The organism is Ruegeria marisflavi, assembly GCF_025673445.1.
In the GTDB taxonomy this organism is placed as follows: Bacteria; Pseudomonadota; Alphaproteobacteria; order Rhodobacterales; family Rhodobacteraceae; genus Ruegeria_B; species Ruegeria_B marisflavi.
Genome location: NZ_JAOVQN010000012.1, coordinates 115,496 through 141,130, shown reverse-complemented (window position 1 = coordinate 141,130; position 25,635 = coordinate 115,496). Strand labels below are relative to the sequence as shown.

Below are 25,635 nucleotides of genomic sequence, written 5' to 3'. Positions count from 1 at the left end.
TCCATTCAGACCTCCCTTTTGGGAGTTTGAATCAGAACCTAGACCAGATGGGAATCCTGAATCTCAACAGACCCTAGAACCAAATTCCGGCGAATTCCGGGGCAAGCGCTGTCGAACTTGGGGATACTGCGGGGGACAAGGAAGGCATTTCCCTAATATTACCCATATAATTCAAAATCTTATATGAATATGGTGGCGGAGCCGATGGGATTCGAACCCACGAGACCCTTCCGGGCCTACTCCCTTAGCAGCGGAAGCTTCTGTTTTAAATTAATGTGTAATATTAGTGACTTATACGGATATCCACATCTGACTGCACGGATTTTGCGCGGGTCGATTTCACCTTATTTAGCAGAAAATCACACAATAATTTTTTTGTTTAAAAACATAGAATTGGATCAAAATCTTAGGGAGTGACTTCGGAAATTGGTGGCGTTTGAACAGCAAGCCTTGGCCTTGAAAAACTCATCCTATCGGGAGCCGCCGACAGTAAGGCCGAGCTAAAGTGAAATACATTACTGAAGGGCAACTGATGCAGCGCTCACCTAGCCAGAGCTTAGGTCTCCCAAGCTCATCAAAGTGAAGCGTGGCCTGCCCTGCCCAAACTGCACCACGTTGAATGTGGCAAGCGTCGGTTTGTGCAACCAATCTCTATTGAGGATATCGGGATCATCGACACTTTTGTCGACTTTGCCCTTAATAATTGTGTCATCTTCCGCCACTTTGAACTCAAAATTTCGGCTGTGGGGCAACACACCTTGGAACTCACCAAAATACTGCTCTTGTCGCTCTGAAAAGTTTTCTTCCCTTAGCCGCTTTTCAGAGAGAGCAAGCTGATCCACATCGGAAAACTTGAAATAGTCATTCCTAAATTCAATGCCACACCAAGCGTCGTTCTGTGAAAGGACATGCAGGAAATCAGCTATTTTTCGCACTGCTCGAGGGTGAATTTCCTCAATAATATCTGATACTTGATCATCAGTTCCTTCAACAGAGGCACGCAGTAGGTTTTTCAGGTCCTCAATTGCTTTGTCCGCTCCATTGTCGTCTGCAAAAAGGTCATCGGCACTTAGCGGCAGTTCCATTTCGAAACCGAAAGAGCCCACCGCCGTGCCGGTTATTAGCAGCTGGTTTCGGATTCTGTCCGGAATTGGCCCCATATACCTGAGAGTGGAATTTAGACCTGCCTGAATGGCAGCAAATGCATCGGCGAAAGCATTTGAGGCCTTACCTGCGAAGTCCGCAGCTACTCCGTGGCTACCAGATACTGGAGTTCCGCGAAAGGTTAGCCTCAAACTATCCGGAGTTCGGGCAGGCATAGGAATGGTATCAAGCTCAGACCGCACTGAATCAAGTCTTTGCTCAAAGGCCAATCGATCGATTACATCCTCGTCGGGAATCTCGGCTAGAAGACGCTCTAATTCCGAAACCTCAGATTCAAGATGAAGCCGCCTCTGGGTCATGGCGCCAACCCCTTGGCTACAATACTATCCAAACGCGATTGGGCGGGGGCATCATTTGCAGGGCTCAAATCGACTTCAAGATACCCTTTCCAAAGACCCGTTCGCCGATGTGACCACATACTATACCAATATACGGTTTGGCGCACGCGTGAATAGGTCAATTGTTGACCTAGAACTTGAGGGAACGCATCCACTAGAAAGGTAGCCTTAGTTTTTTTTCTGTCAAATAGATCAGCGTTTCCACGCAAAAAGGACGTCTGAGTCTCCCCTGCTGGCAACTCAAAGAAAGTCACAACGTCGATGTCGTTAGGAGCGCGACCTTCTACGTCCTCCACATTTTCCATGAAACTTCCATCGAGCCACTGAAAACCTACTGTTGCGCCAGACGCAGTCAATGCAGCCCTGTAGTTCAGCAGCCCTTGAAGAATTCCGACACGTTCCTTTGTAGTCGCAAAACGGTCAATCACGTCAACCAGATCGACCCGATACGGCGAACGGTCAGGACAGAACCCTGGCTGCCCCGGTCGGATCGGCGGGATAATACCCGCCATATTCCATGCAGGAATCATACTGTGTCACAACTCTCAGATATCATGCGCCTTAACCAAGTTTGCAGGCTCACAAATGACTTTTACACATCAACCTATCCGGGGGCTCGGAGGCCGTCCAGCTCTTTTTGATTGAGTCCGCCAAGGCAAGTTTGTGTCATGCCGCGCGCAACGTTAAGGAAAAAAACGTCCAGCGGTACGGTGTTCCGCTTCCAAATCGAACGCTTCCTTGGCGGGTCAGAGCAAGCATTCCGTGATTATTAATAAAAATCAAGTAGTTGCCTGACTTTCCATCATTCACCTTAGAAATCCTGCACGAACTGCAGTGCAAGCGCATCCGTGCAATCGTGCATTGGGGAAAGCTTAATTCATTGAATACAATAAAAAAAACTTCTCAGCTATAAAAACACTGCACGGAATTTGCACGAAAACGCGGTAAAATCCAGCAATACGCGCGCCATAATTTGGAATTTTTTTTCGAAAACTTAGATGCTTTCAGAACATCATCCCCAAACTGATTTTTTGATAGCGGCCAAAAAATTCAGAAAAAATCAACAAAAACATCATGTTGACGGGTTGTGGCGGAGCCGATGGGATTCGAACCCACGAGACGGTTTCCCGCCTACTCCCTTAGCAGGGGAGCGCCTTCGACCACTCGGCCACAGCTCCGCTGACCCGTTTATGGATTTCGGGACAGGAGGACAAGGGCGAATTTGCCGCCTTAGCAGTCATGCAGAGATTTTTTCATCCCTCAAACCGGTCCGTCTCGGGGGCTGCCAGGGCGGCCATGCTGGCAGACACCTGCTCCAGGAACTGCGCGCCGATCGCGGAAATCGGCCGGCCGCGCGCGGTGACGATGATCACATCCAGCAAGATGCGCGGTGTGAACCGGCGCAGGACATAGCCTTGCTGCGGATCGGTTGCCACCGTGAACGGATCGACCAGCGTTACCCCCAACCCCTGTTTCACAAGGTTCAGTGCATTGCGAAACAGGTCGGTCTGACAGCGGATGCGTAGGGTGGCGCCCTCGTTGTGAAACGCTTCGCGGGCGCGGCGGGTGACCATGTGGTCGGCCCCCATGACGATGAAGGGCTGATCATCCAGCAGCGAGGGTGTCAGCACCTCGTGCCGGGCCAGGGGGCTGTGATCCGGCAGGGCGCAGAGGATCTCGAAGAAGAAAGGTTTGGCCTCCAACCCGTCGTGGCGCACGGGCAGTTCGCAGATGCCGATCTCGAACAGGCCGGCCATCACCCATTCCTGGATCTTGGCCGAATACTGCGACTGAAAGGCCACCGTCAGGTTCGGCTTGTCGGCGGCAAAGCGCGCGATTTCGCCGGGCATGAAGCCAAAGGCCATGGCGTGGTTGGTGGCAACCTGCAACTGCCCGGCCTTCTGGTTTTGCAGGTCGACCACCGCCTGGTTCACATGCACCAGCCCGCGCATCACGGTGTCGATCTCGTCATAGAGCACCATCGCCTCGGGCGTTGGTAACAGGCGTCCGCGGTTGCGCTCGAACAGTTTCAGCCGGGTGCGCCGCTCCAGCTGCGCCAGCAGATTCGAGATTGCCGGTTGCGACACACCCAGCCGTTCGGCGGCGCCGGTCACTGTGCCGGTCTCGATGATGGCGTGAAACGCCTGATAATGGCGGAAATACGAGGTCATATTATCCAAATCATCATCTGAAATGATACCTTTTGCAAATCTTAGTATTGGAAATGATGAAAAACCTCTCGCACACTTCCCCTGCGTCATCGGGGGATCATATGAGCGCGCTTGACCAGAAAATTATCGGTTTCGATCTGTGGCACCTTGCCTTGCCCGTGGTTTCCGCACGCGATCATGGCATCGGCCGGGTCGAGGGATCTTGCGAGATCGTGGTGCTGCGCTTGACCGCCGAGGGCGGCGCGGAGGGGTTTGGCGAGGCATCGCCCTGGTCTGTCTTTACGGGAACGCCCGAGGCAAGCTATGCCGCGCTGGACCGGTACTTGCGGCCGCTGGTGACGGGGCGCCGGGTCGGTGACCGCGCCCTGATCATGGAGCAGGCCGGTCGCGCAGTCGCCCATTGCACCGAGGCCAAGGCGGCGCTGGAAAGCGCGTTGCTGGACCTAGCCGGGCAGATCTCAGACCTGCCGGTCTGGGCGCTTCTGGGGGGCAGGTTCCGCGATACCATCCCACTCAGTTGTTCCATCGCCAATCCGGATTTTGATGCCGACATCGCGTTAATGGAGCGCCTGCGCGACGATGGCGTCGGGCTGATCAAGCTCAAGACCGGATTCAAGGATCATGCGTTCGACATCATGCGGCTTGAACGGATCGCGCGGGATTTTCCCGAATTCGGGGTACGTGTCGATTACAATCAGGGTCTGAGCATCGAACAGGCGATTCCACATGTGCTGGACGTCGCCCGGTTCCGCCCCGATTTCATCGAACAGCCGGTGCGGTTCCACCATTTCGACATGATGGCACAACTGCGGGGGCTGACGGACATCCCTCTTCTGGCCGACGAAAGCGTGTTCGGCCCTGAGGATATGGTGCGCGCCGCGCGTGAGGGCATTTGCGATGGCGTGTCCGTCAAGATCATGAAGTCCGGTGGCCTGTCACGCGGCCAGACAGTAGCGCGCATCGCGGCGGCGCACGGGCTGACGGCCTATGGCGGCGATATGTTCGAGGCGGGGCTGGCCCATCTGGCAGGGACCCATATGATTGCCGCGACGCCCGAGATCACGCTGGGCTGTGAGTTCTACCAGGCCAGCTATTTTCTGAAAGAGGACATTCTGGAAACCCCGTTCATGGTTCGGAATGGCCAGGTGGTGGTGCCCGATGGTCCCGGCCTGGGCGCGCGGCCCGAGTTGGGAAAGCTCGACCACTATGCGGTCAGGAAATCGGAATGAGCGCGATGCCCTCAATATGCCGTGGCGGCCCGCGCGGCTTGGTCGTACTGCCCCGACATCAGCCGCAGCATGGCCGACAGGCGGCTCATCTGGTCGGGTTCGATGCCCGCATCCTTCATCGCCGACAGCAGCAGCTCCTCGCGGATCTCGCGATAGCGGTCACAGGCGGCGCGGCCCTCGCCGGTGGCCTCGACCGTCTTTTCCTTGCCCAGGCGCCCTTCGCTGACCAGCCCCAGCTTGCTCAGCTTCTTGATCGCGTAGTTGACGGTATGGGTGTCCTCGACATTCAGCACCAGGCAAATGTCGGCCAGTTTCTTGGGTCGGTCCCGGTGGCGCACCGTGTGCAGCACCAGCACGTCCAGCGAGGACAGTTCGGGACATCCCGCCGCCGCCATCGCCCGCACGGTCCAGCGGCCAAAGGCATGGCCTGCGATGATCAGGCCGAATTCGAATTCGGAAACCTCCGGAAAGCTGCCCGCCGCCAGATGCGCCGAGGATACCACCGGACCAAGCTTGGAGTGTGACATGAGGCAAGACTACCTAACGCTAAAAACATGTCAACAATTTGTTGACGTTTTGTCGATGTGTGTCATGCTTTGGCCCATGGAATCGGTCCAGCGCCTTAGGGGTGAGGGTCGGGAGGCGAAATGAACGAGACCGCAAAGACCATCGCCATCATCGGCGCCGGCATTGTCGGCGTATCGACCGCGATCTGGCTGCAACGCGACGGCCACCGGGTCATCCTGATCGACCGGGCCGGTCCGGCCGAGGGTACTTCATTTGGCAACGGCGGCGTTCTGGCCTCTTGCTCAATCGTGCCGGTGACCGGGCCGGGCCTGATCGCCAAGGCGCCGGGTATGTTGTTCAGCCCGAACCAGCCCCTGTTCCTGCGCTGGGGATACCTGCCGCGTCTGGCGCCGTGGTTGATCAAGTATCTTGGCCATGCCAACGCCGCCGCCGCCACCCACACGGCCAATGCCATGGCGCAGATCGTCGGTGATAGCTTGGCCGATCACCTGGCGCTGGCGCAGGGGACCGGGGCCGAGAAATGGGTGGTGCCATCGGATTACCTGTTCATCTACAACGACCGGGCGCATTACCAGGACGATGCCTTTGGCTGGGGCCTGCGGCGGCAGAACGGCTTTGTCTGGGACGAGATGGAGGCCGCTGAATTCCGAGCCTATGACCCTGTGTTCTCCGAGGATCTGCGGTTTGCCGTGCGGCTCAAGGATCATGGTCGCATCGCCGACCCGGGCCAGTACGTCAAGGATCTTGCCGCCCATGTGGTGGCGCAGGGCGGGCAGCTGATCACGGCGGCGGTCGAGGATATCGTGCGTGAGAATGGCCGCGTCACCGGCGTGCGGGCCGGGGGGCAGACGATTGCCTGCGATGCCGCCGTGGTGGCCACCGGCGTCTGGTCCGGGCCGCTGGCCAAGAAGCTGGGCCTCGATGTGCCGCTCGAATCCGAGCGTGGCTATCATATCGAGTTCTGGAACCCGAGTTTCATGCCGAAGTCGCCGGTCATGGTCGCAGCACGCAAATTCGTCGCCACCCCGATGGAGGGACGTTTGCGGCTGGCGGGCGTCGTCGAGTTCGGCGGGCTTGAAAACGGCCCGTCCAAGGCGCCGATCGACCTGCTCAAGCGCAGCGCCGCCGCCGTTTTCCCGGGGCTCAAGGCCGACGAGGTGACGGAATGGATGGGGCACCGTCCCGCGCCTGCGGATTCGATCCCGGTGATCGGCGAGTTGCCATATATCAAGGGGGCCTATACCGGCTTTGGCCACCACCATGTGGGGCTGACTGGCGGGCCAAAAACGGGCCGTATCCTGGCTCAACTCATCTCGGGTCGGCAACCTAATGTTGACCTGAGCGCCTATTCCCCGGCACGCTATGCGAAGGCCGGGCAATAATAAGAAACCAAACCGATCCAACAAACTAGGGAGAATGAAATGCTGAAAATGAAACACTTGCTGGCGGCAACCGCCCTGACCGCGGCTTCGGCCCTGTCGGCGAGCGCCGAGACATGGGACATGCCGCTGGCTTATGCGGCGACCAACTTCCATTCGGAAAATGCGGCCGAGTTTGCCACCTGCGTCAAGGACAAGACCGGCGGCGCGATGGAGATCGTGACCCATCCGTCGGGCTCGCTGTTTGCGGGCAACGACATCAAGCGCGCGATCCAGACCGGCCAGGCGCCGATTGGCGAGCGCCTGATCTCGGCGCACCAGAACGAGAACCCGATGTTCGGTATCGACTCGATCCCGTTCCTGGCCACCTCTTTTGGCGCGCATGAGCAGTTGTGGGACGTCGCGGGTCCGAAAGTGGCCGAGATCCTGGCACAGCAGAACCTGGTCTATCTCTACTCGGTGCCGTGGCCGCCGCAGGGTCTCTACTTCAAGAAGCCGGTCGAAAGCGTGGCCGACATGAAGGGGATCAAGTTCCGCTCGTACTCGACCGCAACCGCCCGCATGGCGGAACTGACCGGCATGTTGCCGGTGCAGGTCGAAGCGGCCGAACTCAGCCAGGCGCTGGCAACCGGCGTGGCCGAAAGCTTCATCTCGTCGGGCGCAACCGGCTATGATCGCAAGGTCTGGGAACACCTGACCCATTTCTACGAAGTGGACGCCTGGTTGCCGCGCAACATCGTGTTCGCCAACAAGGATGCATGGGACGGGCTGAGTGTCGAGACCCAGTCGGCGATGCGGGATTGTGCCGCCACCGCCAAGGCAAATGGCCTGCAACGGTCCAAGGACTATACCCAGTTCACGCTGGACGGTCTGAAGGCCGGCGGCATGACCGTGGGTCCGGCTGGCGCCAATCTCGTTGCCGAACTGAAGGCGATCGGCGAGACCATGACTGCCGAGTGGCTGGAAAGCGCGGGCGATGAAGGCCGGGCCGTCGTCGACGCGTACAAGGCGAAAAATTAACCATCATCAGGCGGAGGCCGCATGCTGCGGCCTCCCAACCTGTTGAAATCATAAGGGGGCAGGGACATGGGTTCTTTGCGCCGCGGGCTTGACGCGCTCTATACAGCCGGGGGTGTCGTCGCCGCTTTCTTCACAATCGCTATCCTGGGGATCATCGTGCTGCAAATGCTGGCGCGCTGGACCGGGTCCACCTTTCCCGGCGCGGCTGACTATGCCGGGTACTGCATGGCGGGCGCGTCCTTCTTTGCTTTTGCCTATGCGCTGAACCATGGCGCCCATATTCGCGTGTCGCTCCTGCTCAGCAGGATGGGCCGCTGGCGGTACTGGGGCGAGCTGTGGTGCTTTGCCGTCGGGACCGCCGCTTCTACCTTTCTGGCGCGCTACGCCATCAAGGTGACGATGGAAAGCCACCGGTTCAAGGATGTGAGCCAGGGCCAGGACGCCACACCGCTGTGGATCCCGCAATCCATCATGGCCATTGGTGCCGTGCTGCTGGCGATCTGCTTCTGGGATCACCTGATCCGTCTGATTTTCACCGGAAACCACGGGATGCGCGAAGATCTCGTGGAGCAAAGCCACGCGGAGTAGGGACATGGAACAACTGATCCCGATTGCACTGTTTCTCTTCGTTCTGTTCCTGCTTCTGGGCTCTGGTGTCTGGGTGGGCCTCGCGCTGCTGGGCGTCGCCTATGTAGGTATGGAACTTTTCACCTCGCGCCCCACAGGGGATGCGATGATCACGGTGATCTGGCGCTCGGCCTCCAGCTGGACGCTGACCGCGCTGCCGCTCTTCATCTGGATGGGCGAGATATTATACCGAACGCGACTATCCGAGGACATGTTCCGCGGCCTGTCGCCCTGGATGGCGCGGCTGCCGGGCGGGCTGGTGCATACCAATATCGTGGGCTGCACCGTGTTTGCGGCGGTCTCGGGTTCTTCGGCTGCGACGCTGACCACCGTGGGCAAGATGTCGATCCCCGAATTGCGCAAGCGCGGCTATCCCGAACGGATGGTTATCGGGACATTGGCAGGCGCCGCGACACTGGGGCTGATGATCCCGCCGTCGCTGACGCTGATCGTTTATGGTGTGACGATCAACGAATCCATTACCAAGCTGTTCTTTGCGGGCATCATGCCCGGTCTGGTGCTGGCACTGATGTTCATGGCCTATGTGGCGATCTATTCCAAGGTATCGTCGAATTGGAGCCCAGCGCCGGAACCGCCGATGAGCTTCTTTGAAAAGGTGCAAAACTCGCGCTTTCTGATCCCGGTCATGCTGCTGATCATCGTTGTGATCGGCTCCATGTACCTGGGCTTTGCCACCGCGACCGAGGCGGCCGCATTCGGCGTGATCGGTGCACTGGCGCTGGCGGCGGGGCAGGGGTCTCTCAATTGGGGCACCTTTACCGAAAGCCTGATGGGCGCGGTGCGCACCTCGGCGATGATTGCGCTGATCCTTGCGGGCGCGGCCTTTCTGTCGCTCAGCATGGGCTTTACCGGGCTGCCGCGCGGCTTGGCCGACCTGATCGCCAGTTTCGAGCTGAGCCGGTTCGAGCTGTTGATGGTGCTCCTGGTGTTCTACATCATTCTCGGTTGTTTCCTCGACGGTATCTCTTCGGTGGTGCTGACGATGGCGGTGGTCGAGCCGATGATCCGAGAGGCGGGGATCGACCTGATCTGGTTTGGTATCTTCATCGTCGTGGTGGTGGAGATGGCGCAAATCACGCCACCGATCGGGTTCAACCTGTTCGTGCTGCAAGGCATGACCGAACACCAGATGGGGTTCATTGCCCGCGCCGCGATCCCGATGTTTCTGATCATGGTGCTGATGGTCTTCGTGCTCATCGCCTTCCCGGATCTGGCCACATGGCTGCCCGAGAACATCAGGTCTCGACCTAGTTGACGATAGTGGTCCAAGGGGAACGGCAGGATGCAACTGGCGCTGGCCTTCATCGCCCGGCATGGCAAGCTTGGCCTTATCGCGGGCCTGGTTGGCGGGCTTGCCCTACCGGGGGTGGCGGCCATGATGCGGCCGTGGATCCCGGAGCTGGTGGCATTTCTGCTGTTCCTCACCGCCTTTCGCATCGGCCCGGTCGATGCGGCGGGTAAGCTCAACGACCTGACCCGCACCGCCCGCGCGGTGCTGGTCCTGCAACTCGCGCTGCCGCTGGGTTTCCTGATGCTCTTGAAGCTCACCGGCTTGCCGATGACACCGCTGGCGCTGGCTGCGGCTCTGGTGCTGGCGGCGCCCTCGGTTACCGGATCGGCGAATTTCACCATCCTCTTGGGGCATGATCCGGCCCCGGCGCTGCGTCTCTTGATCCTGGGTACCGCATTGTTGCCGCTGACGGCGATTCCGGTGTTCTGGTTCCTGCCCGAGTTCGGCGACCTGGCCGCCGTACTGGCGGCCGCGCTGCGGCTGTTGGCGGTGATCCTTGCCGCCGCCGGTCTGGGTTTTGCCCTGCGCCACTGGGGCGCGCGTCACCTGTCGGAGATCAACCGCCGCGCGGTAGACGGGCTGACGGTGATCGCGCTGGCCGTGGTGGTGGTGGCGCTGATGTCGGCGATCCGGCCCGCGCTGGCCGAGCGTCCGGCCGATCTGGCCTTTTGGCTGGCCGCAGCCTTTGGGATCAATTTTGGGGCTCAGCTCTTGTGTTTTACGTTCCTGCGTGCCACCGGGCGGCCCGATCCTGTGCCGACCTCGATTGTCGCAGGCAACCGCAACTTTGCGCTGTTTCTGGTGGCCCTGCCGCCCCAGGCGACCGATCCGCTCTTGATCTTTCTGGGATGTTACCAGTTTCCCATGTATCTGACCCCGACCCTGATGCGGAGGCTTTATGACCCGAGCTGATCCTTTCCCCCTGATCCGGACCGTTGGTCTGGATGGTGTGCTCGTTACCTTTGCCGACACCATGACCGAAACGTCGAACCGGGCCGCGTTGGCCTTTCGCGGCGCGCTCCACGAGGCCGGGTGGAAGGGCGTGGTGGAAAGCTCGACCTCGCTCGCCTCGGCCTATCTGCGTTTTGACCCGCTGCGCCTGAGCCATGCCGAGGTTCAGGCGCGGCTGGCCGCCCTGCTGGCCGAAAGCGACTGGTATGCCGCGCCGCTGCCCTCGGGCCGCAAACTGTGGCGGGTGCCCACGGTCTATGGCACCGACCTTGCGCCGCAGTTGGAGGATGCCGCCGCCGCCGCCGGTCTGGACGTGGACGAGGCGGTGCGCCGCCTGGCGCAGTCGCGCGTGCGGGTGCTGACCATCGGCTTTGCGCCGGGCCAGCCCTATCTGGGTCCGCTGGCGCCCGAGTTCGACATTCCCCGCCTGCAACAGCTGACCCCGATGGTGCCCGAGGGCGCATTGGTCTGCGCCATCCGCCAGCTCATTGTCTTTGCCGGGCCCACGCCCACAGGCTGGCGCCATATCGGCCAGACCGCGTTCCGCTGTTTCCGCCCGGGGATCGAATGGACATTTGCCCTCAACCCCGGCGACGAGATGGTGTTCGAACCCATCGAGCGGGCGGAACTGGACCATATCCGCGCCCATAACGAGGACGGCACCGGCGGTGCCACGGTCGAGGAGATCGCGGCATGAGCCTGATTGTCCGCCGCATCGGCCCCGCCTGCACCATTCAGGATCAGGGCCGCGAAGGTTTCCTGGATCAGGGCCTGTCCCGCTCGGGCGCCGCCGATCTGCGCGCACTGCATGAAGGGGCCGCGCTCTTGCGCCAGAAACCCGACTTGGCGGCGCTGGAAATGGCCGGCATGGGTGGCGAGTTCGAGGTCACCGCACCCCTGCGCATCGCGCTCACCGGTGCGCCGATGCAGGCCAGCATCGACGGCAGCCCGGTCGCCTGGAACGCCTCGCACGCTTTGGAAAAAGGACAAAGGCTCAGCATCGGTGCCGTGCTGCGGGGCGGATACGGATACCTGCATCTGGGCGGCGGCATTGCAAGCGAGCCTTTTCTCGGTTCACGCTCGGCGCATCTGGCGGCACGGGTCGGCCGCGCGGTGGCCGTGGGCGATACGCTGGCAAACGGGCCGGACAAGGGCGAAGCGGGTATGAAAATCGCCGCCGAGGACCGGTTCGGCGGGGGCACGCTGCGGGTGGTGGCAAGTTTCCAGACCGCGCTGTTCGATGCCGAGACGCTGGCCCGGTTCGAGGCGACCGAGTTCCGCCGTGGCCCGCGCGCCAACCGGATGGGGATGCAGCTGGACAGCGACGGGCCGGGCTTTGCCGCCAAAGGGCAGCTCAACATACTGTCCGAGGTGATCTCGCCCGGCGACATTCAGATGACCGGCACCGGCAACCCGTTCATCCTGTTGCCCGAATGCCAGACCACCGGCGGCTATCCCCGGATCGCCACCGTACTGCCCTGCGACCTGCCGCGCGCGGCACAGACTCCGCCGGGGGGCGCGGTGCGCTTTCATTTCGTGCCTCTGGACGAGGCGGTCACCCTGCATGCGTCCTGGCTCAAGGATCTCGCGCGGCTTTCCTCGCGGGTGGAGCCGTTGGTGCGCGACCCGCATGACATTCCCGACCTTCTGTCCTACCAACTGATCGGCGGCGTCGTGTCCGCCAACGACTGAGGAGCATACCATGACCCAAGTGGACCTGAATGCGGACATGGGCGAAAGCTTTGGCCCCTGGAAAATGGGCGACGATGACAGCCTGCTGAAAATCATCACTTCGGCCAATATCGCCTGCGGCTTTCATGCGGGCGACCCGGACGTGATGGCAAGCACGATGGCGATTGCGGCGGAAAATGGGGTGGGCATCGGCGCGCATCCGGGCTTTCCCGACCTGCAAGGGTTCGGGCGCCGCAACATGAAGGTACCGTTGGCCTCGCTGCGCAACATGGTGCGCTATCAGCTGGGCGCGGCGCTGGGCATGGCGCGGGCGGTGGGCACGCAGGTCCGGCATCTGAAACTGCACGGAGCGCTTGCGAACATGTGCTCGGTCGATTTGGACATGGCGCGTGCCTGTTACCAGGGTGCGCTGGACGTGGACCCCGATATCATCATCATGGTGCTGGCGGTCACCAAGCAGGAACAGGCCGTACGCGAACTGGGCTGCAAATGGGTGGGCGAGATATTCGCCGATCGCGCCTATAACGACGATGGCACGCTGGTCGACCGGTCGTTGCCCGGCGCGGTGATCCACGATCCACATATCGCCGGGCCGCGCATTCTGGAAATGGTGCGAGCGGGTGCGATCATTACCGAAAGCGGCAAGCATCTGGAGACCTCGGTCGACACCATCTGCCTGCATGGCGACGGGCCGACGGCGGTTCAGATCGCCCGCTCGGTGCGGGCCTGCCTGGAAGAGGGCGGGGTAGAGGTGACAAAGTTCGAGCGCTAGGGTCTCACCACCGGGTCAGGGCGTCTTCGTCCTCTTCCTTGGAGGCGACCCAACCGGCACCAGCCCCGGTGATTTCCTTTTTCCAGAATGGCGCGCGGGATTTCAGATAGTCCATCAGGTATTCGGCGGCCTCGAATGCATCCTTGCGATGGGGTGCGGCGGTGGCCACCATCATGATGCGGTCGCCGGGGGCAAGGCGGCCATAGCGGTGGATCACCAGTACATCGCCCAGCGACCAGCGTTCCTGCGCCTCGGTCGCGATCCTGGTCAGCGCCTTTTCGGTCATGCCCGGATAATGCTCGATCTCCATCACGTCCAGATCGCCACGCGCCAGGTCGCGCACCACCCCGGTAAAGGTCACGATGGCGCCCATGCTGGTATCGGCGGCGGCAAAGGCGTTGGCCTCGGCGCCAAGGTCAAAAGGTTCCTGCTGCACCACCACGCGCATCGCGATCAGCCCCCGGTCATCGGCGGAAAGAACGCCACCTCGCGCACACCGACCAGCGGTGCATCAAAATCGGCCAGGTCCTGATCCAGCGCGACCCGCAGGGCGCTGAGATCGGCGAATGCCGCCTCGTAACGCGGCTCACGCGCGCGCAGCTCTTCGACCAGCTGCGCCACGGTTTCGGCTCCGGTCTCGACCCGCTCGCGCGGGATGCCGATCCGTTCGCGGACCCAGGCGAAATAGAGTACATCCATCAGCGCGTCTCCTTCAGGTGCGGCATGGCTTTACGTAGATAGTCGTAGCCGGTGATCAATGTCAGTGCCGCCGCGACCCACAACAGCCACAGGCCCAGACGCCCCGACCAGACCATACCGGCATCGACCCAGTTGAGGTCCGCAAAATCCTCTGGCCGCTTGGAAAGGTAGTGTTCGAAAATTCCCTGGGAAAACAGCGTGGCGATGGCGATCATCTGCGCAGTGGTCTTCCATTTTGCCAGTTTGGTGACCTTGAGAGTGCCTGCTACGTCTCCGAGATATTCGCGCAGACCCGAGACAAAGACCTCGCGGAACAGGATTACTGTGGCGGGCAGCACCAGCCAGGGTGTCCAGTGTTCGGCCGAATAACCCACCAGGATCATCAGTGCGATTACCACCATCGCCTTGTCGGCGATCGGATCCAGCATCGCGCCCATCTTGGTTTCCTGCTTCCAGGCACGGGCCAGATAACCGTCGAACCAGTCGGTCACCGCCGCCGAAATGAACAGCAACAGCGCGAACCAGTCCGCATAGGGCCGGGTGAAGTACAGAAACATGATGGCCAGACCCGGCGCCGCCAGCAGGCGCAGCAGGGTCAGGATATTGGGCAGGTTCCATTTCATGTCACGGGTCTACCCTGCACGAGGCGATTGGAAAAGAGGGCAGGCGCGCCGCATCGCTCACAGCGCCGCGCGCAGTTCTTGGATCAGCCTGTAGCGCAGGCCAAAGACGCTGTCGCTGGTGGGTTCGGCCTCGCAGGACATCCAGGCCACGACAAGTTCGCGCGCCGGGTCGGCAAAAACAAATTGCCCGTGAATGCCCATGCCATGGATCAGTGGCGCTTCGCCCGGATGGACATACCATTTCGAGCGATAGACCATGTCGAAATCGCTGAAGCGCTCGCCAAAATCGCCGCTGGTCCAGGCCTCGCGGTCGCCCGCGGTCGCGATATCCTCCAGCCATGCGGCGGGGATCACCTGCCGCCCGTCCGCACGCGCACCGCCCTGACAGATCAGCTGGCCGACCCGCGCCAGGTCGCGGGCGGTGACGCACATGCCGCCCGCCGCGCGTGGCCCGCCGATCCGGTCCACGGTGATATAGCCCGCCTTTTCCGCGCCCATCGGCTGCCACAGATGTTCGGACATCAGGTCGGCATAACGCCGCCCTGCCGCCCGCTCGATCACCCAGGCCAGAAGGTCGGTCACCGGCGAGACATAGTGGAACCGCCCGCCATGCGGACCGTCGCTTGCGGTCAGCATCATCTGGAAACTGCGCAGGTCCGGGGCCACCTCGCCGGGTTCGACCACGTTCCAGTTGGCCGCCTTGCGATAGGCGATGATCGGGCCAGATGTGGCGGTGTAATCCTCCGAGAATTCGACCCCCACCCGCATGTCCAGCGCCTGGCGCACGGTCGCCCCGGCATAGGCGGTGGGCGCGAGTTCGGGGATATAGTCGATGATCCCGGCCTCAAGATCCAACAGACCCTTGTCCGCGACAATCCCGGCCAAAAGGCCCAGCATGGATTTCGACACCGACATCAGGATATGCGGATCCTCGGCGGTCATGCCGTTGCGATAACGCTCATGCACGACCCTACCCTTGTGCAGCACCACCAGCGCATCGGTCAGGGTCGGGGCGAGGATATCGTCGATCACGGCATCCGACAGCAGCGGCGTACCCTGGTCCAGCGCCCAGACATCGTCCGGCGCGTTGGCGATCTCGGCCGAAGGCACAACCTCGCGTACATGGTGAAACGCCCAAGCCGAATAGGGTTGGGTACGCCAGTTCGCCAGCGTCGCCCGGTCGGCCTCGGCCGGTGGAAATCCCTGCATCAATGTCATCTGCTCTCCTCCCAGGTCAGACCCAACCGCAGGTCGGCGGGAAAGGCAAGTCAGCTTTCGTGGAAGAAGCCGTAGATTTTCTGCGCCAACCCTTCGGAGACACCCTCGACCGCGGTCAGATCGGCCAGATCCGCGCGGCTCACTGCCTTGGCGCTGCCGAAATGCGCCAAAAGCGCGCGTTTGCGCGCGGCGCCGACACCGGGGATATCGTCAAGTGGGGTGGCGCTCACCGCCTTGGCCCGCTTGGCGCGGTGGGTGCCGATGGCAAAGCGGTGCGCCTCGTCCCGGAGCCGCTGGATGAAGTACAGCACCGGATCGTTGCGTTTCAGGGCAAAGGGGCGCTGGCCGGTTCGGTGGAACTCTTCCTTGCCGTGGTCGCGGTCGACGCCCTTGGCCACGCCGACCATCGGGATATCCTCGACCCCGTGCGCCACCATGATTTCCTGCACCGCGCTGACCTGACCGGCGCCGCCGTCGATCAGCAACAGATCGGGCCACAGCCCTTTGTCGCGGTCCGGGTCCTCTTTCAGTAAACGGGCGAACCGGCGGGTCAGCACCTCTTTCATCATGCCGAAATCGTCGCCCGGCGTCAGGTCGTCGCCCCGGATGTTGAACTTGCGGTACTGGTTTTTCATCAGCCCCTCAGGCCCGGCCACGATCATGCCGCCGACCGCATTGGTGCCCTGGATATGGCTGTTGTCATAGACCTCGATCCGCTGCGGCGGGCCGTCCAGGTCGAAGGCCTCGGCCAGGCCGCGCAACAGCTTGGCCTGGGTGGCGCTTTCGGACATCCGCCGGGCCAGCGACTCGCGCGCGTTGCGCAGCGCGCCCGAGACCAGCTCGGCCTTCTCGCCGCGCTGGGGCACCAGAAGTTCCACCTTGCGCCCGGCCTTCTCGCTCAGCGCCTCGGTCATCAGATCGGCGTTCTCGATCGCGTCCGACAGGATCAACTGCCGGGGCGGTTCCTTGTTGTCATAGAACTGACCCAGAAACGCCTCCATCACCTCGGCCGCCGACACGTCCTCGCCCACGCGGGGATAGAAATCGCGGTTGCCCCAGTTCTGGTTGGCCCGGATGAAAAAGACCTGCACGCAGGCCTGACCGTTTTCCAGATGCAGCGCCACCACATCCGCCTCGGCCACGCCGCGCGGGTTGATGCCCTGAGTGCCCTGCACCGTCGTCAAAGCCCGGATACGGTCGCGCAACGCGGCGGCGCGTTCGAACTCCATAGCCTCGGAGGCGGCCATCATCTGGTCTGCCAGTTCCTCCTGCACTCGGGTCGAGCGGCCCGAGAGGAACCGTTCGGCATCCTTGACGGCGACGGCATAGTCGGCCTCGGATATGAGCCCCACGCACGGCCCCGAACAGCGCTTGATCTGGTAGAGCAGGCAGGGCCGGGTGCGGCTGTCGAACACCGCGTCCGTGCAGTTGCGCAGCAGGAACGCCTTTTGCAACTGGTTCAGGGTGCGGTTGACCGCACCGGCACTGGCAAAGGGTCCGAAATAGGTGCCTTTCTCCTTCTTCGCGCCCCGGTGTTTCTTGATCTGGGCAAAGGGATGGTCCTTGGCCACCAGGATATTGGGAAAGCTTTTGTCATCCCTGAGCAGCACGTTGTATTTCGGCTTGAGCTGCTTGATCAGGTTCTGCTCCAGCAGCAGCGCCTCGGTCTCGGTGCGCGTGGTCAGAAACATCATCGAGGCGGTCTCGCGGATCATCCGCTCGATCCTCGGGCTGTGACCCGGGCGGGCATAGTTCGACACACGCGCCTTGAGGTTACGGGCCTTGCCGACGTATAGCACCCGCGCCTGCGCATCGAGCATCCGGTAAACCCCTGGCGCGCCGCTCAGGGTGCGCAGATAGCCCTGGATACGGGCGTAGCCGGTCACGGGTGTGTCGGTGGTGTTGGGGGGTTGCTCAGCCATGGCTCTGACATACGATTCTCACCCCTTGGCTGCAATCTTCTGGTCGCCGGTTCAAGAGGAAACAAATCCACGATTGCTGTGGATAAGTCTGACAATAAGTTCGCGTAAGGTGGAAATTTCCCTGCAAACTCGGGCCCTTTGGTGATTTGCCTAAAAAATAGGCAGTCCTGGAAGACATTGTTTTCAAATGAAAAAATTTTGGTTTAAATACAAGTTCATGAAATCAAAGGGATTTTTGTAACGCTTTCGCAACGGAAATGTGAACGGTGCAAAACTTGAGCCGGAAAAACTCATTCAACCCCGATCACATCGGGTGTGCGCCATCCCAGGTGCTGCCCGCCATCTATGCAAAGCAACTGTCCGGTGACCGCAGGTGCGTCGAGGAAAAAACCCAAAGCGGCGGTGATATCCTGCGGGTTTGATCCACGCCCAGAGATTGTGTTGGCCCGCTGCGCTGCGAAATGCTCGGGCGACTGGCGGTGACCTTTCAGCGTCGGGCCGGGGCCGATCGCGTTAACCCGGATTGCGGGTGTCAGCGCCTGCGCGCTGGTTTGGGTCAGGGTCCACAATGCGGCCTTAGCCAAGGTGTAGGTCATGAATTCCGGCGTCAGCTTGCGCACCCGCATGTCGATCATGTTGACGATCAGCCCGGTCGCCATCGGCTCGCCAGCGTCGTCGGCGATGGGCTGCAACCCCTGCGCCGCCATCGACTGTGTCAGCACGAAGGGCGCGCGCAGATTGCTTTCCATATGCCTGTCCCAACTGGTCCGGCTGGCGCTGGTCAGGCTGTCGTATTCAAAGATCGAGGCATTGTTGACCAGGCAGGTGATCGGGCCCCCCAGCCTCTCTGCCGCCTCGGGCAGCAGCGCCTGTGTCTGCGCCTCGTCCAGCAGGTTGGCGGGCATGGCAACGGCCGCGCGACCCATGGACCGGATCTGGGCGGCAACCGCCTCGGCGTCGCGCTCGGAACTGGCATAGTGCACCCCGATATCGAAGCCACGCTGAGCCAGGTAGAGTGCCATCGCCTTGCCCAGCCGTTGCCCGGCCCCGGTTACCAACGCGCGTGCCATGTGGCTCTCCTCTCGCCGCCTAGATCAGAACGATCACCACGTAACCGATGTACATGGCGCTCAGCACCGCCCCCCAGAACCGGTTTATGTCAAGCTTGAAGAACACGAAAGGGATGAGCAGCAGCGAGGCGGCCAGCATCACCCAAAGGTCGAATTCCAAAAACGAAGGGTCAACCGGGATCGGTCCGAACAGGGTGGCGACACCGATGATCGCCAGCAGGTTGAACATGTTCGATCCGATCACATTGCCCAGCGCCACATCGGCCTGGCGCCGCAACGCGGCCATCACCGTGGTCGCCAGTTCCGGCAGCGAGGTGCCAAGGGCCACCAGCGTCAATCCGATCACCGTTTCGCTGACCCCATAGGTGCGCGCGATGACCGAGGCGTTATCGACCAACAGATGCGCCCCCATCGGCAGACCTAAAAGACCCAGCGCCAGGAACATGCCGATGCGCCACCAGGGCATGTTCGGGTCGGCCTCTTCCAGGACCTCCAGATCGTCATCCGCGCAGGGGTCGCCACAGGCCTTGCGATGGGCGTGTGCCTCGCGAAAGGCATTGGTCAGCATCAGACCCAGACCCGCCAGCAGGATCATGCCGCTGGTCACCGTGAATGTGCCGCAGAAGGCCAGCCCGATGAACAGGACCGAGGCCAGTAGCATCAGCACATAGTTGCGCCGCGTATCGCACTCACTGGTGTGCAGCGTCGCCAGCAGCGCGGGCAGGCCCAGCACTAGCAGGATATTGGCGGTATTCGACCCAACCACATTGCCCAGCGCGATACCGGGTGCGTTCTCCTGCACCGCCTTGATCGAGATCAGCAGCTCTGGCGCCGAGGTGCCAAATGCCACGATGGTCAGGCTGACGATCAGCGCCGGCACGCCCAGCCGCAGGCTGAGATTGACTGCGCCCCGCACCAGCGCGTCACCGGCCAGAAGCAGGATCAACAGCCCAAGGCCCGACAGGAGCCATGCCATCATGCCCGACCTCCATGTCCGCAGGCGCAGGGGCCCTTGCCGATCCGGTAGCGCCCGCAGCGCGGGCATTTTGCCGAGCTCAGCCGCCGCGCACCGGGAAACCGCAGCCGCCCGAACATGGCGAGAACCGCGATGGCGACCAGAAAGAGGGTGACGATCTTGACCAGCATGTCAGAGGCCGAACCGCGCGAAGGCGGCCCGTTCTTCTATGCCGCCCAGCGCGTCCTCGGCCAGCGACAGGCCAAACCGGGACCAGACCGGGCGGCGCAATCCGTAGCGGCGGAACCGCACCTTGTCGCCGAACCGTTCCTGCATCTTGGGTTTCAGATGTCCGATACCGTCGATTAGTCCCAGATCGCGCGCTCGCGCGCCCAACCAGATCTCGCCGGTGAAAAGGTCCTCGGACAGGTCCAGCCGTGCCCCGCGCCGGGCTTTTACGTGGTCGATGAAATTCTTGTGAATGTCGCCCAGAATGCCCTTGAGCCGGGCGATATCCTCGTCCTTTTCCGGGCTGAACGGGTCGAGCATGGATTTCGACTTGCCCGCCGTGTGGATCCGCCGTTCGATCCCCTGCCGGGCCAGGAACACATGCGCGCCAAAACCGGCCGAGATCACCCCGATGGATCCCAGGATCGAACTGTCGTCGGCCCAGATCTCGTCGGCGGCGCAGGCCAGCCAGTACCCGCCCGAAGCGGCCACATCCTCGACAAAGGCATAGACAGGCACATCGAGCTCGTCCGCCAGACGCCGGATCCGCGCGCCGATCAGCGAGCTCTGCACTGGTGAGCCGCCGGGCGAGTTGATCTCCAGCGCAATGGCCGCCGGTTTGCCCTTACGAAAGGCGCGTTCCAGCACGGGGGTCAGCGAGGTGTCATTGAGCGACCCGCGCCCGGTCATGCCGATGGCACCGGACAGGCGAACCACGGCCACCAGCGGCGGCTTTTTCAGAAAGGGCAGGGCGAGTGTCATGGCAGCCGATGTAGAGCTCCACTGTCCGACAAACAAGACGCGGACGGGAACAGAAACGCCGCGGCAACAATTTTCCCACACAATTGCGCGACTTGAAGGTCGGGCCTTTTCTATCACGCTTCGCGCGATGCCTCCGGCGGGAGTATTTTTCACCAGTAAGAAGCGCAAGTTGTTTGGGCACCCCGCCGTGGTTCAGTTGCGGATGCGCCAGCCAGTGCGGAAGATCCAGCAGATCAATAACAGGCACAGTCCGGTAAAGGCAGCGATGGCCAGAAGGCTCAGCGCAACCGGGACGTCCGCCAGCCCGTAGAACGACCAGCGGAAGCCTGAAATCAGGTAGACCACCGGGTTGAACAGCGTGATGGTCTGCCAGACCGGGGGCAGCATCGAGATGCTGTAGAACGTGCCGCCCAGAAAGATCAGCGGCGTCACCACCAGCTGTGGTACCAGCGACATCTGTTCGAAATTGCTGGCCCAGATGCCGATGATGAAGCCCAGAAGCGAAAAGCTCAGGCAGGTCAGAACCAGAAAGGCCACCATCGCCAGAGGGTGCTCGATGCGTAGCTCGACAAAGAAGCTGGCGGTCACCAGGATCACCACGCCCACGAAGAGCGCCTTGGTCGCCGCCGCGCCGACATAGCCGATGACGATCTCGATGAAATTCACCGGCGCCGACAGCAACTCGTAGATCGTGCCCAGGAATTTCGGAAAATAGATGCCGAAGGAGGCGTTCGAGATCGCCAGCATCACCACTGACAGCATCACCAGCCCCGGCACGATGAAGGCGCCATAGGAGACGCCCTCGATCTCCTGGATGCGGCTGCCGATGGCGGTGCCGAAGACCACGAAATAGAGTGAGGTGCTCAGCACCGGCGAAATGAAGCTCTGCGTCAGGGTGCGAAAGAACCGGGCCATTTCGAACCGGTAGATGGCGGCAATGGCGGCCCAGTTCATGGTGTTTCTCCCTTGACCAGGGTGACGAATATCTCTTCCAGACTTGATTGCCGGGTCGCTACATCGCGCAGCACCAGACCGGCCTCGGCCACATCGTTCAGCAGTTTGGTGATGCCGGTGCGGTCGGCATGGGTGTCATAGGTGTAAAGCAGCTCGTCACCCGCCCCGTTCAGTTCCAGATTGTGCCGGGCCAGCGCCGGTGGAATGGCCGTTATCGGGCGTGACAGCATCACCGACAGATGCTTCTTGCCCATCCGCGCCATCAGCTTGGCCTTGTCCTCGACCAGCAAGAGCTCACCCTTGTTGATCACGCCGATCCGGTCGGCAATGGCCTCGGCTTCTTCGATGTAGTGCGTGGTCAGGATGATGGTGACGCCCGCGTCCTTCAGCTCGGCCACGATGTCCCACATGTCCTTGCGCAGCTCCACATCGACCCCGGCGGTGGGTTCGTCGAGGAACAGCACACGGGGGTCATGCGCCAGCGCCTTGGCGATCAGCACCCGGCGTTTCATGCCGCCCGACAGTTCCTTGATCGCGTTGCGGCGCTTGTCCCAGAGAGACAGTTTGCGCAGCACCTCCTCGATCCGGCCGTCATCGGCGCGTTTGCCGAACAGCCCGCGCGAGAAACGGACGGTGTTCATCACCTTCTCGAACGGTTCCAGCGCGATCTCTTGCGGTACCAGCCCGATCATCCGGCGGGCGGCGCGGAAATCGGTCTGGATGTCGTGGCCGCCCACGGTCACGCTGCCCGAGGTCGGCGTAGTGATGCCGCAGACGGTCGAGATCAACGTGGTCTTGCCGGCGCCATTGGGGCCGAGCAGCGCCAGAATCTCGCCCTCGCGAATGTCGAGCGAGATGCCCTTGAGCGCCTCGAACCCGTCGGCATAGGATTTCCGCAGGTCCCGGATCGAAAGAATGGTCGTCATGTATTGGTCCCGTTCTCGCGGCGAACCTACAGGCTGGATCGGGGCAGGAACAGGCCGAAGTTGCCCAAGCTCCGGGCCGCCTCGCCGTCAGTCGCGACCAGTGAGCCGACCCAGCCAGCCTTTCTTTTCCTCCGGTGCGTCCTTGTCCTCGTCCGCGGGTGGTGGCGCGAATTGCGCCGTCAGCCTGTCAAAAAACTGGTCAGCCATTTTCTTGGCAAAGCCGTCGATCAGGCGGCTGCCCAGCTGCGCCAGTTTGCCGCCGACCCGGGCCTCGACATCATAGCTCAGCAAGGTGCCGCCGCTCTCCGAAGGCGCGAAGCGCACGCTGGCGCCGCCCTTGGCAAAGCCTGCCGCGCCGCCCTTTCCCTCGCCTGCGATGGTCAGTGACTCGCCCGGAACCATGTCCGACATGGTCACGGTTCCCTGGAATGTTGCCTTTACCGGCCCAACCTTCTGCACGACGGTGGCGGTGTATCCCTCCTCGGGATTGCCGGTCACCTCCTGCGCGCCGGGCACGCAGGCCAGAAGCACCGTCGGATCCAGCAGGGCGGCATAGACGGTGGCGGGGTCTGCCGCGATTTCGCGGGTATCGCTCATCTGCATGGGGCGCACTCCTTGTCGCAAAGGCCAGGTTTGATCCAGACCTAGCCCCCTCTGTGGTCGCAAGCAACACGGGGCGCCATCGAAATACGGAATTGCACACCGGCATACCCGTGATACCCCTGTTGGCGGAGCCCTGTCACAGATGGAACGCGCGACGGATGAAGCAAACCAGTGCAGCCATGGCTACGGCCGGTATTGTCTATGTCCTGGTGGGCATGACCGCGATTTCGATCAACGACATGCTGATCAAGCAGCTGTCGGGCGATTACCCGCTGCACCAGATCGTCTTTGTCCGTTCGGGTGTGGGGATCCTGTTCTCGCTGATTCTGGTCCAGGCCGAAGGTGGTCTGTCGATCCTGAAAACCCGCCAACCCTTCCTCCACCTGCTGCGGGGCCTCCTGGTGGTGGTGTCCAACATGACCTATTTCGTGGCGCTTGCGGTGATGCCGCTGGCCGACGCCACCGCGCTGTTCTTTGCCGCGCCGCTCTTCATCACGCTGCTGTCGATCCCGATCCTCGGTGAACGGGTGGGGCCGATGCGGATGGCTGCCGTGGTCGTTGGCTTTGGCGGCGTGATCCTGATGCAGCGCCCGTGGGAGGGGACGGCCGCGCTGGACGTCAACCGTCTTGTGTTGCTGCTCCCGGTCGTCTCGGCGCTCACCTATGCGCTGTTGCAGCTGATGACGCGCAAGCTGGGTGCAACCACTCGCGCCTCGGCTCTGGCAGTCTATATCCAGGCGATCTTCATCGTGGTGTCAGCCTTGTTCTATGTGATCGCCGGCGACGGGGATTTTGTCCAAGGGGTCAGCGACCCCAGCCTTATCTTCCTGCTGCGGGCATGGATCTGGCCGGGGGATGGCGACTGGATCTACCTGCTGGGCTTGGGCCTGAATTCTGCCGTCATCGGATATTGCCTGGCGCAGGCCTATCGGCTGGCCGATGCAGCCACGGTTGCACCATTCGAATACGTCGGCCTGCCGCTCGCCGTGCTCTGGGGTTGGCTGATCTGGAATGAACTGCCCGATTGGGAGGTCTGGGCCGGTATGGCTCTGATCGCGGGATCGGGTCTGTTCGTGTTCTTCCGCGAGCGGGCCAAGGCCCGCGTGGTCGCCCGGGCCGAGGTCAAGGCGCGTTACTAGAAAGCTCCGCCTGCAACCGCGCCCGCCGGATTTCGCTCAGCCGGTTCTGCACCAGTTCCAGGTGCAGACGGGCGTCGTACTGGCTCTGCCGATAGGCGGTCGGCAGGCGCATCGCCGCCAGGCGGTCCTCCACTTCGGCCAGCCGCACCTGCATGTCCGAAAGGTCATCCGTCGAAGGATTGCTGGCCAATTCCTCCTCGACGCGGCGGATTTCGGGGTAATAGCGCCAAACCCGCCAACGCATCAGATAGGCATAGGCCGCCGGTATCAGCCGCAGTAGCGGCACAACCACGAAGAAGAACGGCAGCACCAGCAGAAGCACTCGGTTGATCTGTGCCGCCACCCAGTAAGGCAGCCAGTTATGCCAGGTCGATGGCCCTTCCAGGATCAGTTGGCGCGCGGTGTTGTTTATCACCAGCCCGGTGCCTTCGATTGAAGGGAACCGGCCCGGATCGGTGATGATGCCCCGGCCGCCATGCAGCTCGATCGCCGCCATGGCCAGCCGGTTGACCAGCGCCGGATGCAACTCTGCCTGCACCGCCAGCCGCGCCTCCAGCGCGACCAGCGTACGTTCCACCGGCGGTAGAACCGGCGCCAGCGACATGCCGCCCGCCGGTACCGTTACCACGCCGGCATATTCCATCCGGCGCGAGATCGCCTCGACATGGTCCAGCGGCAGAACCCCCAGCGACAGATGGCCATAGGCTTCGATCAGATAGGGTGCGTCGACCGGTGCCACAAATGTGGCAATGTCGATCTCGTCGCGCTCGACTGCATCGGCGGCCTTGGCATAAGGCATCGGCACATGGGTGTTCGCCTCATGGCGCAGACCCACGGCGGCTTCGAAATCGCGGAACGCCGCCTCGGTTCCCGAGCCGGGCATGCCGCTGGCGATCCGCAGCCCCGACCAGTTGGCCGGGTTGCGCGGGATCGGCGCGTCGCGCCGGATCAGAAACACCATGGGTTCATAGAAAATCGTGCCGACCGCCTCGACCGTGGCGCTTGGGACAGCAATGCCGCCCTGCAACAGCGCGGCGTCGACCTTGCCCTCGGCGATCAGCCAGGCGTTTTCGGCTGATCCTGCCGTGTACACGATGTCCAGCTGAATACGGTCCCGGGCCAGCACTGTCTGGTACTTTCCGGCGATCTGCGCATAGGCGCCGTTCTCGGGTCCGGCCGCCATGACAAACCGGTCGGGAGGATGCAAATGGTCAAAGAGCGCCCAGAGTATCGCCAGAATAACGGCTATGCATATAAGCAGCCAGGCGCGCATCGTTCCCCCAAGACCATGACACAGTCCGGAATGACGCTATTGGCCGGGACCCCGCAAGGCAAGCCCCTCGGCAGGGGCGA

General features: G+C 61.8%; 26 protein-coding genes, 1 tRNA gene and 1 pseudogene. 10 read left to right on the top strand and 18 right to left on the bottom strand.

The features are described 5' to 3' along the window. Positions 1 to 545: 545 nt before the first annotated feature. The 4 genes from OEZ49_RS13230 to OEZ49_RS13215 form a co-directional block, all read right to left on the bottom strand. Positions 546 to 1,463: a hypothetical protein gene (locus OEZ49_RS13230; RefSeq protein WP_263388749.1), complete on the bottom strand. Its 918-nt coding sequence runs from the start codon at positions 1,461 to 1,463 to the stop codon at positions 546 to 548. Next, positions 1,460 to 2,032 carry a DUF6932 family protein gene (locus tag OEZ49_RS13225; protein ID WP_263388748.1) on the bottom strand — a complete coding sequence of 191 codons (573 nt, stop codon included), beginning with the start codon at positions 2,030 to 2,032 and terminating at the stop codon, positions 1,460 to 1,462. The genes OEZ49_RS13230 and OEZ49_RS13225 overlap by 4 nt, the downstream gene beginning before the upstream one ends. A gap of 558 nt (positions 2,033 to 2,590) precedes the next feature. Next, positions 2,591 to 2,680: transfer RNA gene (locus OEZ49_RS13220), tRNA-Ser, on the bottom strand. Between the two features lie 75 nt (positions 2,681 to 2,755). Beyond that, positions 2,756 to 3,673 carry a LysR family transcriptional regulator gene (locus OEZ49_RS13215; protein ID WP_263388747.1) on the bottom strand — a complete coding sequence of 306 codons (918 nt, stop codon included), beginning with the start codon at positions 3,671 to 3,673 and terminating at the stop codon, positions 2,756 to 2,758. 101 nt (positions 3,674 to 3,774) lie between these two features. On the opposite strand from OEZ49_RS13215, the gene OEZ49_RS13210 reads away from it, so the two are divergent. Further along, entirely contained in the window at positions 3,775 to 4,902 is a 1,128-nt protein-coding gene (locus OEZ49_RS13210; RefSeq protein WP_263388746.1) for an enolase C-terminal domain-like protein, read from the top strand. Between the two features lie 11 nt (positions 4,903 to 4,913). Here OEZ49_RS13210 and OEZ49_RS13205 read toward each other — a convergent pair whose 3' ends face one another. Further along, positions 4,914 to 5,429 (bottom strand): winged helix DNA-binding protein, encoded by a 516-nt coding sequence (locus tag OEZ49_RS13205; RefSeq protein ID WP_263388745.1) that lies wholly within the window; start codon positions 5,427 to 5,429, stop codon positions 4,914 to 4,916. Between the two features lie 120 nt (positions 5,430 to 5,549). Between OEZ49_RS13205 and OEZ49_RS13200 the strand changes: the two genes are divergently transcribed. The 8 genes from OEZ49_RS13200 (at position 5,550) to OEZ49_RS13165 (ending at position 13,183) form a co-directional block, all read left to right on the top strand. After that, positions 5,550 to 6,812: an NAD(P)/FAD-dependent oxidoreductase gene (locus tag OEZ49_RS13200; RefSeq protein WP_263388744.1), complete on the top strand. Its 1,263-nt coding sequence runs from the start codon at positions 5,550 to 5,552 to the stop codon at positions 6,810 to 6,812. A 39-nt stretch (positions 6,813 to 6,851) separates the two neighbouring features. Continuing rightward, positions 6,852 to 7,829 carry a TRAP transporter substrate-binding protein gene (locus OEZ49_RS13195; protein ID WP_164127422.1) on the top strand — a complete coding sequence of 326 codons (978 nt, stop codon included), beginning with the start codon at positions 6,852 to 6,854 and terminating at the stop codon, positions 7,827 to 7,829. A 66-nt stretch (positions 7,830 to 7,895) separates the two neighbouring features. Continuing rightward, positions 7,896 to 8,417 carry a TRAP transporter small permease gene (locus OEZ49_RS13190; protein WP_263388743.1) on the top strand — a complete coding sequence of 174 codons (522 nt, stop codon included), beginning with the start codon at positions 7,896 to 7,898 and terminating at the stop codon, positions 8,415 to 8,417. Positions 8,418 to 8,421: 4 nt separating this feature from the next. Next, entirely contained in the window at positions 8,422 to 9,732 is a 1,311-nt protein-coding gene (locus OEZ49_RS13185) for a TRAP transporter large permease (protein WP_263388742.1), read from the top strand. 27 nt (positions 9,733 to 9,759) lie between these two features. Then, entirely contained in the window at positions 9,760 to 10,680 is a 921-nt protein-coding gene (locus OEZ49_RS13180) for a hypothetical protein (protein ID WP_263388741.1), read from the top strand. Next, the gene (locus tag OEZ49_RS13175; RefSeq protein WP_263388740.1) at positions 10,667 to 11,416 is read left to right on the top strand and encodes a 5-oxoprolinase subunit B family protein; all 750 of its coding nucleotides are present in this window, start codon (positions 10,667 to 10,669) and stop codon (positions 11,414 to 11,416) included. The genes OEZ49_RS13180 and OEZ49_RS13175 overlap by 14 nt, the downstream gene beginning before the upstream one ends. After that, positions 11,413 to 12,411, top strand: a complete 999-nt coding sequence (locus OEZ49_RS13170) for a 5-oxoprolinase subunit C family protein (RefSeq protein WP_263388739.1) — start codon at positions 11,413 to 11,415, stop codon at positions 12,409 to 12,411. Before OEZ49_RS13175 ends, OEZ49_RS13170 begins: the two co-directional genes overlap by 4 nt. Positions 12,412 to 12,421: 10 nt before the next feature. Next, on the top strand, positions 12,422 to 13,183 hold the full coding sequence (locus OEZ49_RS13165) for a LamB/YcsF family protein (RefSeq protein ID WP_263388738.1): 762 nt from the start codon (positions 12,422 to 12,424) through the stop codon (positions 13,181 to 13,183). 4 nt (positions 13,184 to 13,187) lie between these two features. Here the strand turns inward: OEZ49_RS13165 and OEZ49_RS13160 are convergent, their stop codons facing one another. The 12 genes and pseudogenes from OEZ49_RS13160 to OEZ49_RS13105 all read right to left on the bottom strand — a co-directional run bounded on the left by OEZ49_RS13160 (position 13,188) and on the right by OEZ49_RS13105 (position 23,143). Then, a complete protein-coding gene (locus tag OEZ49_RS13160) occupies positions 13,188 to 13,631 on the bottom strand; it encodes a molybdenum cofactor biosynthesis protein MoaE (protein WP_263388737.1) in 444 nt (147 codons plus the stop codon). A 5-nt stretch (positions 13,632 to 13,636) separates the two neighbouring features. Continuing rightward, complete coding sequence (gene moaD, locus OEZ49_RS13155) at positions 13,637 to 13,882, bottom strand: molybdopterin converting factor subunit 1 (protein WP_263388736.1); 246 nt, start codon at positions 13,880 to 13,882, stop codon at positions 13,637 to 13,639. Further along, entirely contained in the window at positions 13,882 to 14,505 is a 624-nt protein-coding gene (gene pgsA / locus OEZ49_RS13150) for a CDP-diacylglycerol--glycerol-3-phosphate 3-phosphatidyltransferase (RefSeq protein WP_263388735.1), read from the bottom strand. Before pgsA ends, moaD begins: the two co-directional genes overlap by 1 nt. 57 nt (positions 14,506 to 14,562) lie before the next feature. Next, a complete protein-coding gene (locus OEZ49_RS13145; RefSeq protein ID WP_263388734.1) occupies positions 14,563 to 15,723 on the bottom strand; it encodes a serine hydrolase domain-containing protein in 1,161 nt (386 codons plus the stop codon). A 50-nt stretch (positions 15,724 to 15,773) separates the two neighbouring features. Then, positions 15,774 to 17,645, bottom strand: a complete 1,872-nt coding sequence (uvrC, locus tag OEZ49_RS13140) for an excinuclease ABC subunit UvrC (RefSeq protein ID WP_263388733.1) — start codon at positions 17,643 to 17,645, stop codon at positions 15,774 to 15,776. A gap of 290 nt (positions 17,646 to 17,935) precedes the next feature. Further along, positions 17,936 to 18,718 (bottom strand): annotated as a pseudogene (locus tag OEZ49_RS13135) (SDR family oxidoreductase); the annotation flags it as partial. Between the two features lie 16 nt (positions 18,719 to 18,734). After that, positions 18,735 to 19,694 (bottom strand): calcium/sodium antiporter, encoded by a 960-nt coding sequence (locus OEZ49_RS13130; RefSeq protein WP_263388731.1) that lies wholly within the window; start codon positions 19,692 to 19,694, stop codon positions 18,735 to 18,737. Next, positions 19,691 to 19,861 (bottom strand): hypothetical protein, encoded by a 171-nt coding sequence (locus OEZ49_RS13125; protein ID WP_203582942.1) that lies wholly within the window; start codon positions 19,859 to 19,861, stop codon positions 19,691 to 19,693. The genes OEZ49_RS13130 and OEZ49_RS13125 overlap by 4 nt, the downstream gene beginning before the upstream one ends. 1 nt (position 19,862) lies before the next feature. Then, positions 19,863 to 20,660: a S49 family peptidase gene (locus OEZ49_RS13120; RefSeq protein ID WP_263388730.1), complete on the bottom strand. Its 798-nt coding sequence runs from the start codon at positions 20,658 to 20,660 to the stop codon at positions 19,863 to 19,865. Positions 20,661 to 20,852: 192 nt separating this feature from the next. Beyond that, entirely contained in the window at positions 20,853 to 21,614 is a 762-nt protein-coding gene (locus OEZ49_RS13115; protein WP_263388729.1) for an ABC transporter permease, read from the bottom strand. Next, a complete protein-coding gene (locus OEZ49_RS13110; RefSeq protein ID WP_263388728.1) occupies positions 21,611 to 22,540 on the bottom strand; it encodes an ABC transporter ATP-binding protein in 930 nt (309 codons plus the stop codon). Before OEZ49_RS13110 ends, OEZ49_RS13115 begins: the two co-directional genes overlap by 4 nt. A gap of 87 nt (positions 22,541 to 22,627) precedes the next feature. After that, positions 22,628 to 23,143 carry a CoxG family protein gene (locus tag OEZ49_RS13105; RefSeq protein WP_263388727.1) on the bottom strand — a complete coding sequence of 172 codons (516 nt, stop codon included), beginning with the start codon at positions 23,141 to 23,143 and terminating at the stop codon, positions 22,628 to 22,630. A gap of 158 nt (positions 23,144 to 23,301) precedes the next feature. Between OEZ49_RS13105 and OEZ49_RS13100 the strand changes: the two genes are divergently transcribed. Beyond that, complete coding sequence (locus OEZ49_RS13100) at positions 23,302 to 24,282, top strand: DMT family transporter (RefSeq protein WP_263388726.1); 981 nt, start codon at positions 23,302 to 23,304, stop codon at positions 24,280 to 24,282. On the opposite strand, the gene OEZ49_RS13095 is transcribed toward OEZ49_RS13100, so the two are convergent. Then, on the bottom strand, positions 24,266 to 25,555 hold the full coding sequence (locus tag OEZ49_RS13095) for a TAXI family TRAP transporter solute-binding subunit (RefSeq protein ID WP_263388725.1): 1,290 nt from the start codon (positions 25,553 to 25,555) through the stop codon (positions 24,266 to 24,268). The two genes, OEZ49_RS13100 and OEZ49_RS13095, sit on opposite strands and share 17 nt — an antisense overlap. Positions 25,556 to 25,635: the final 80 nt, after the last annotated feature.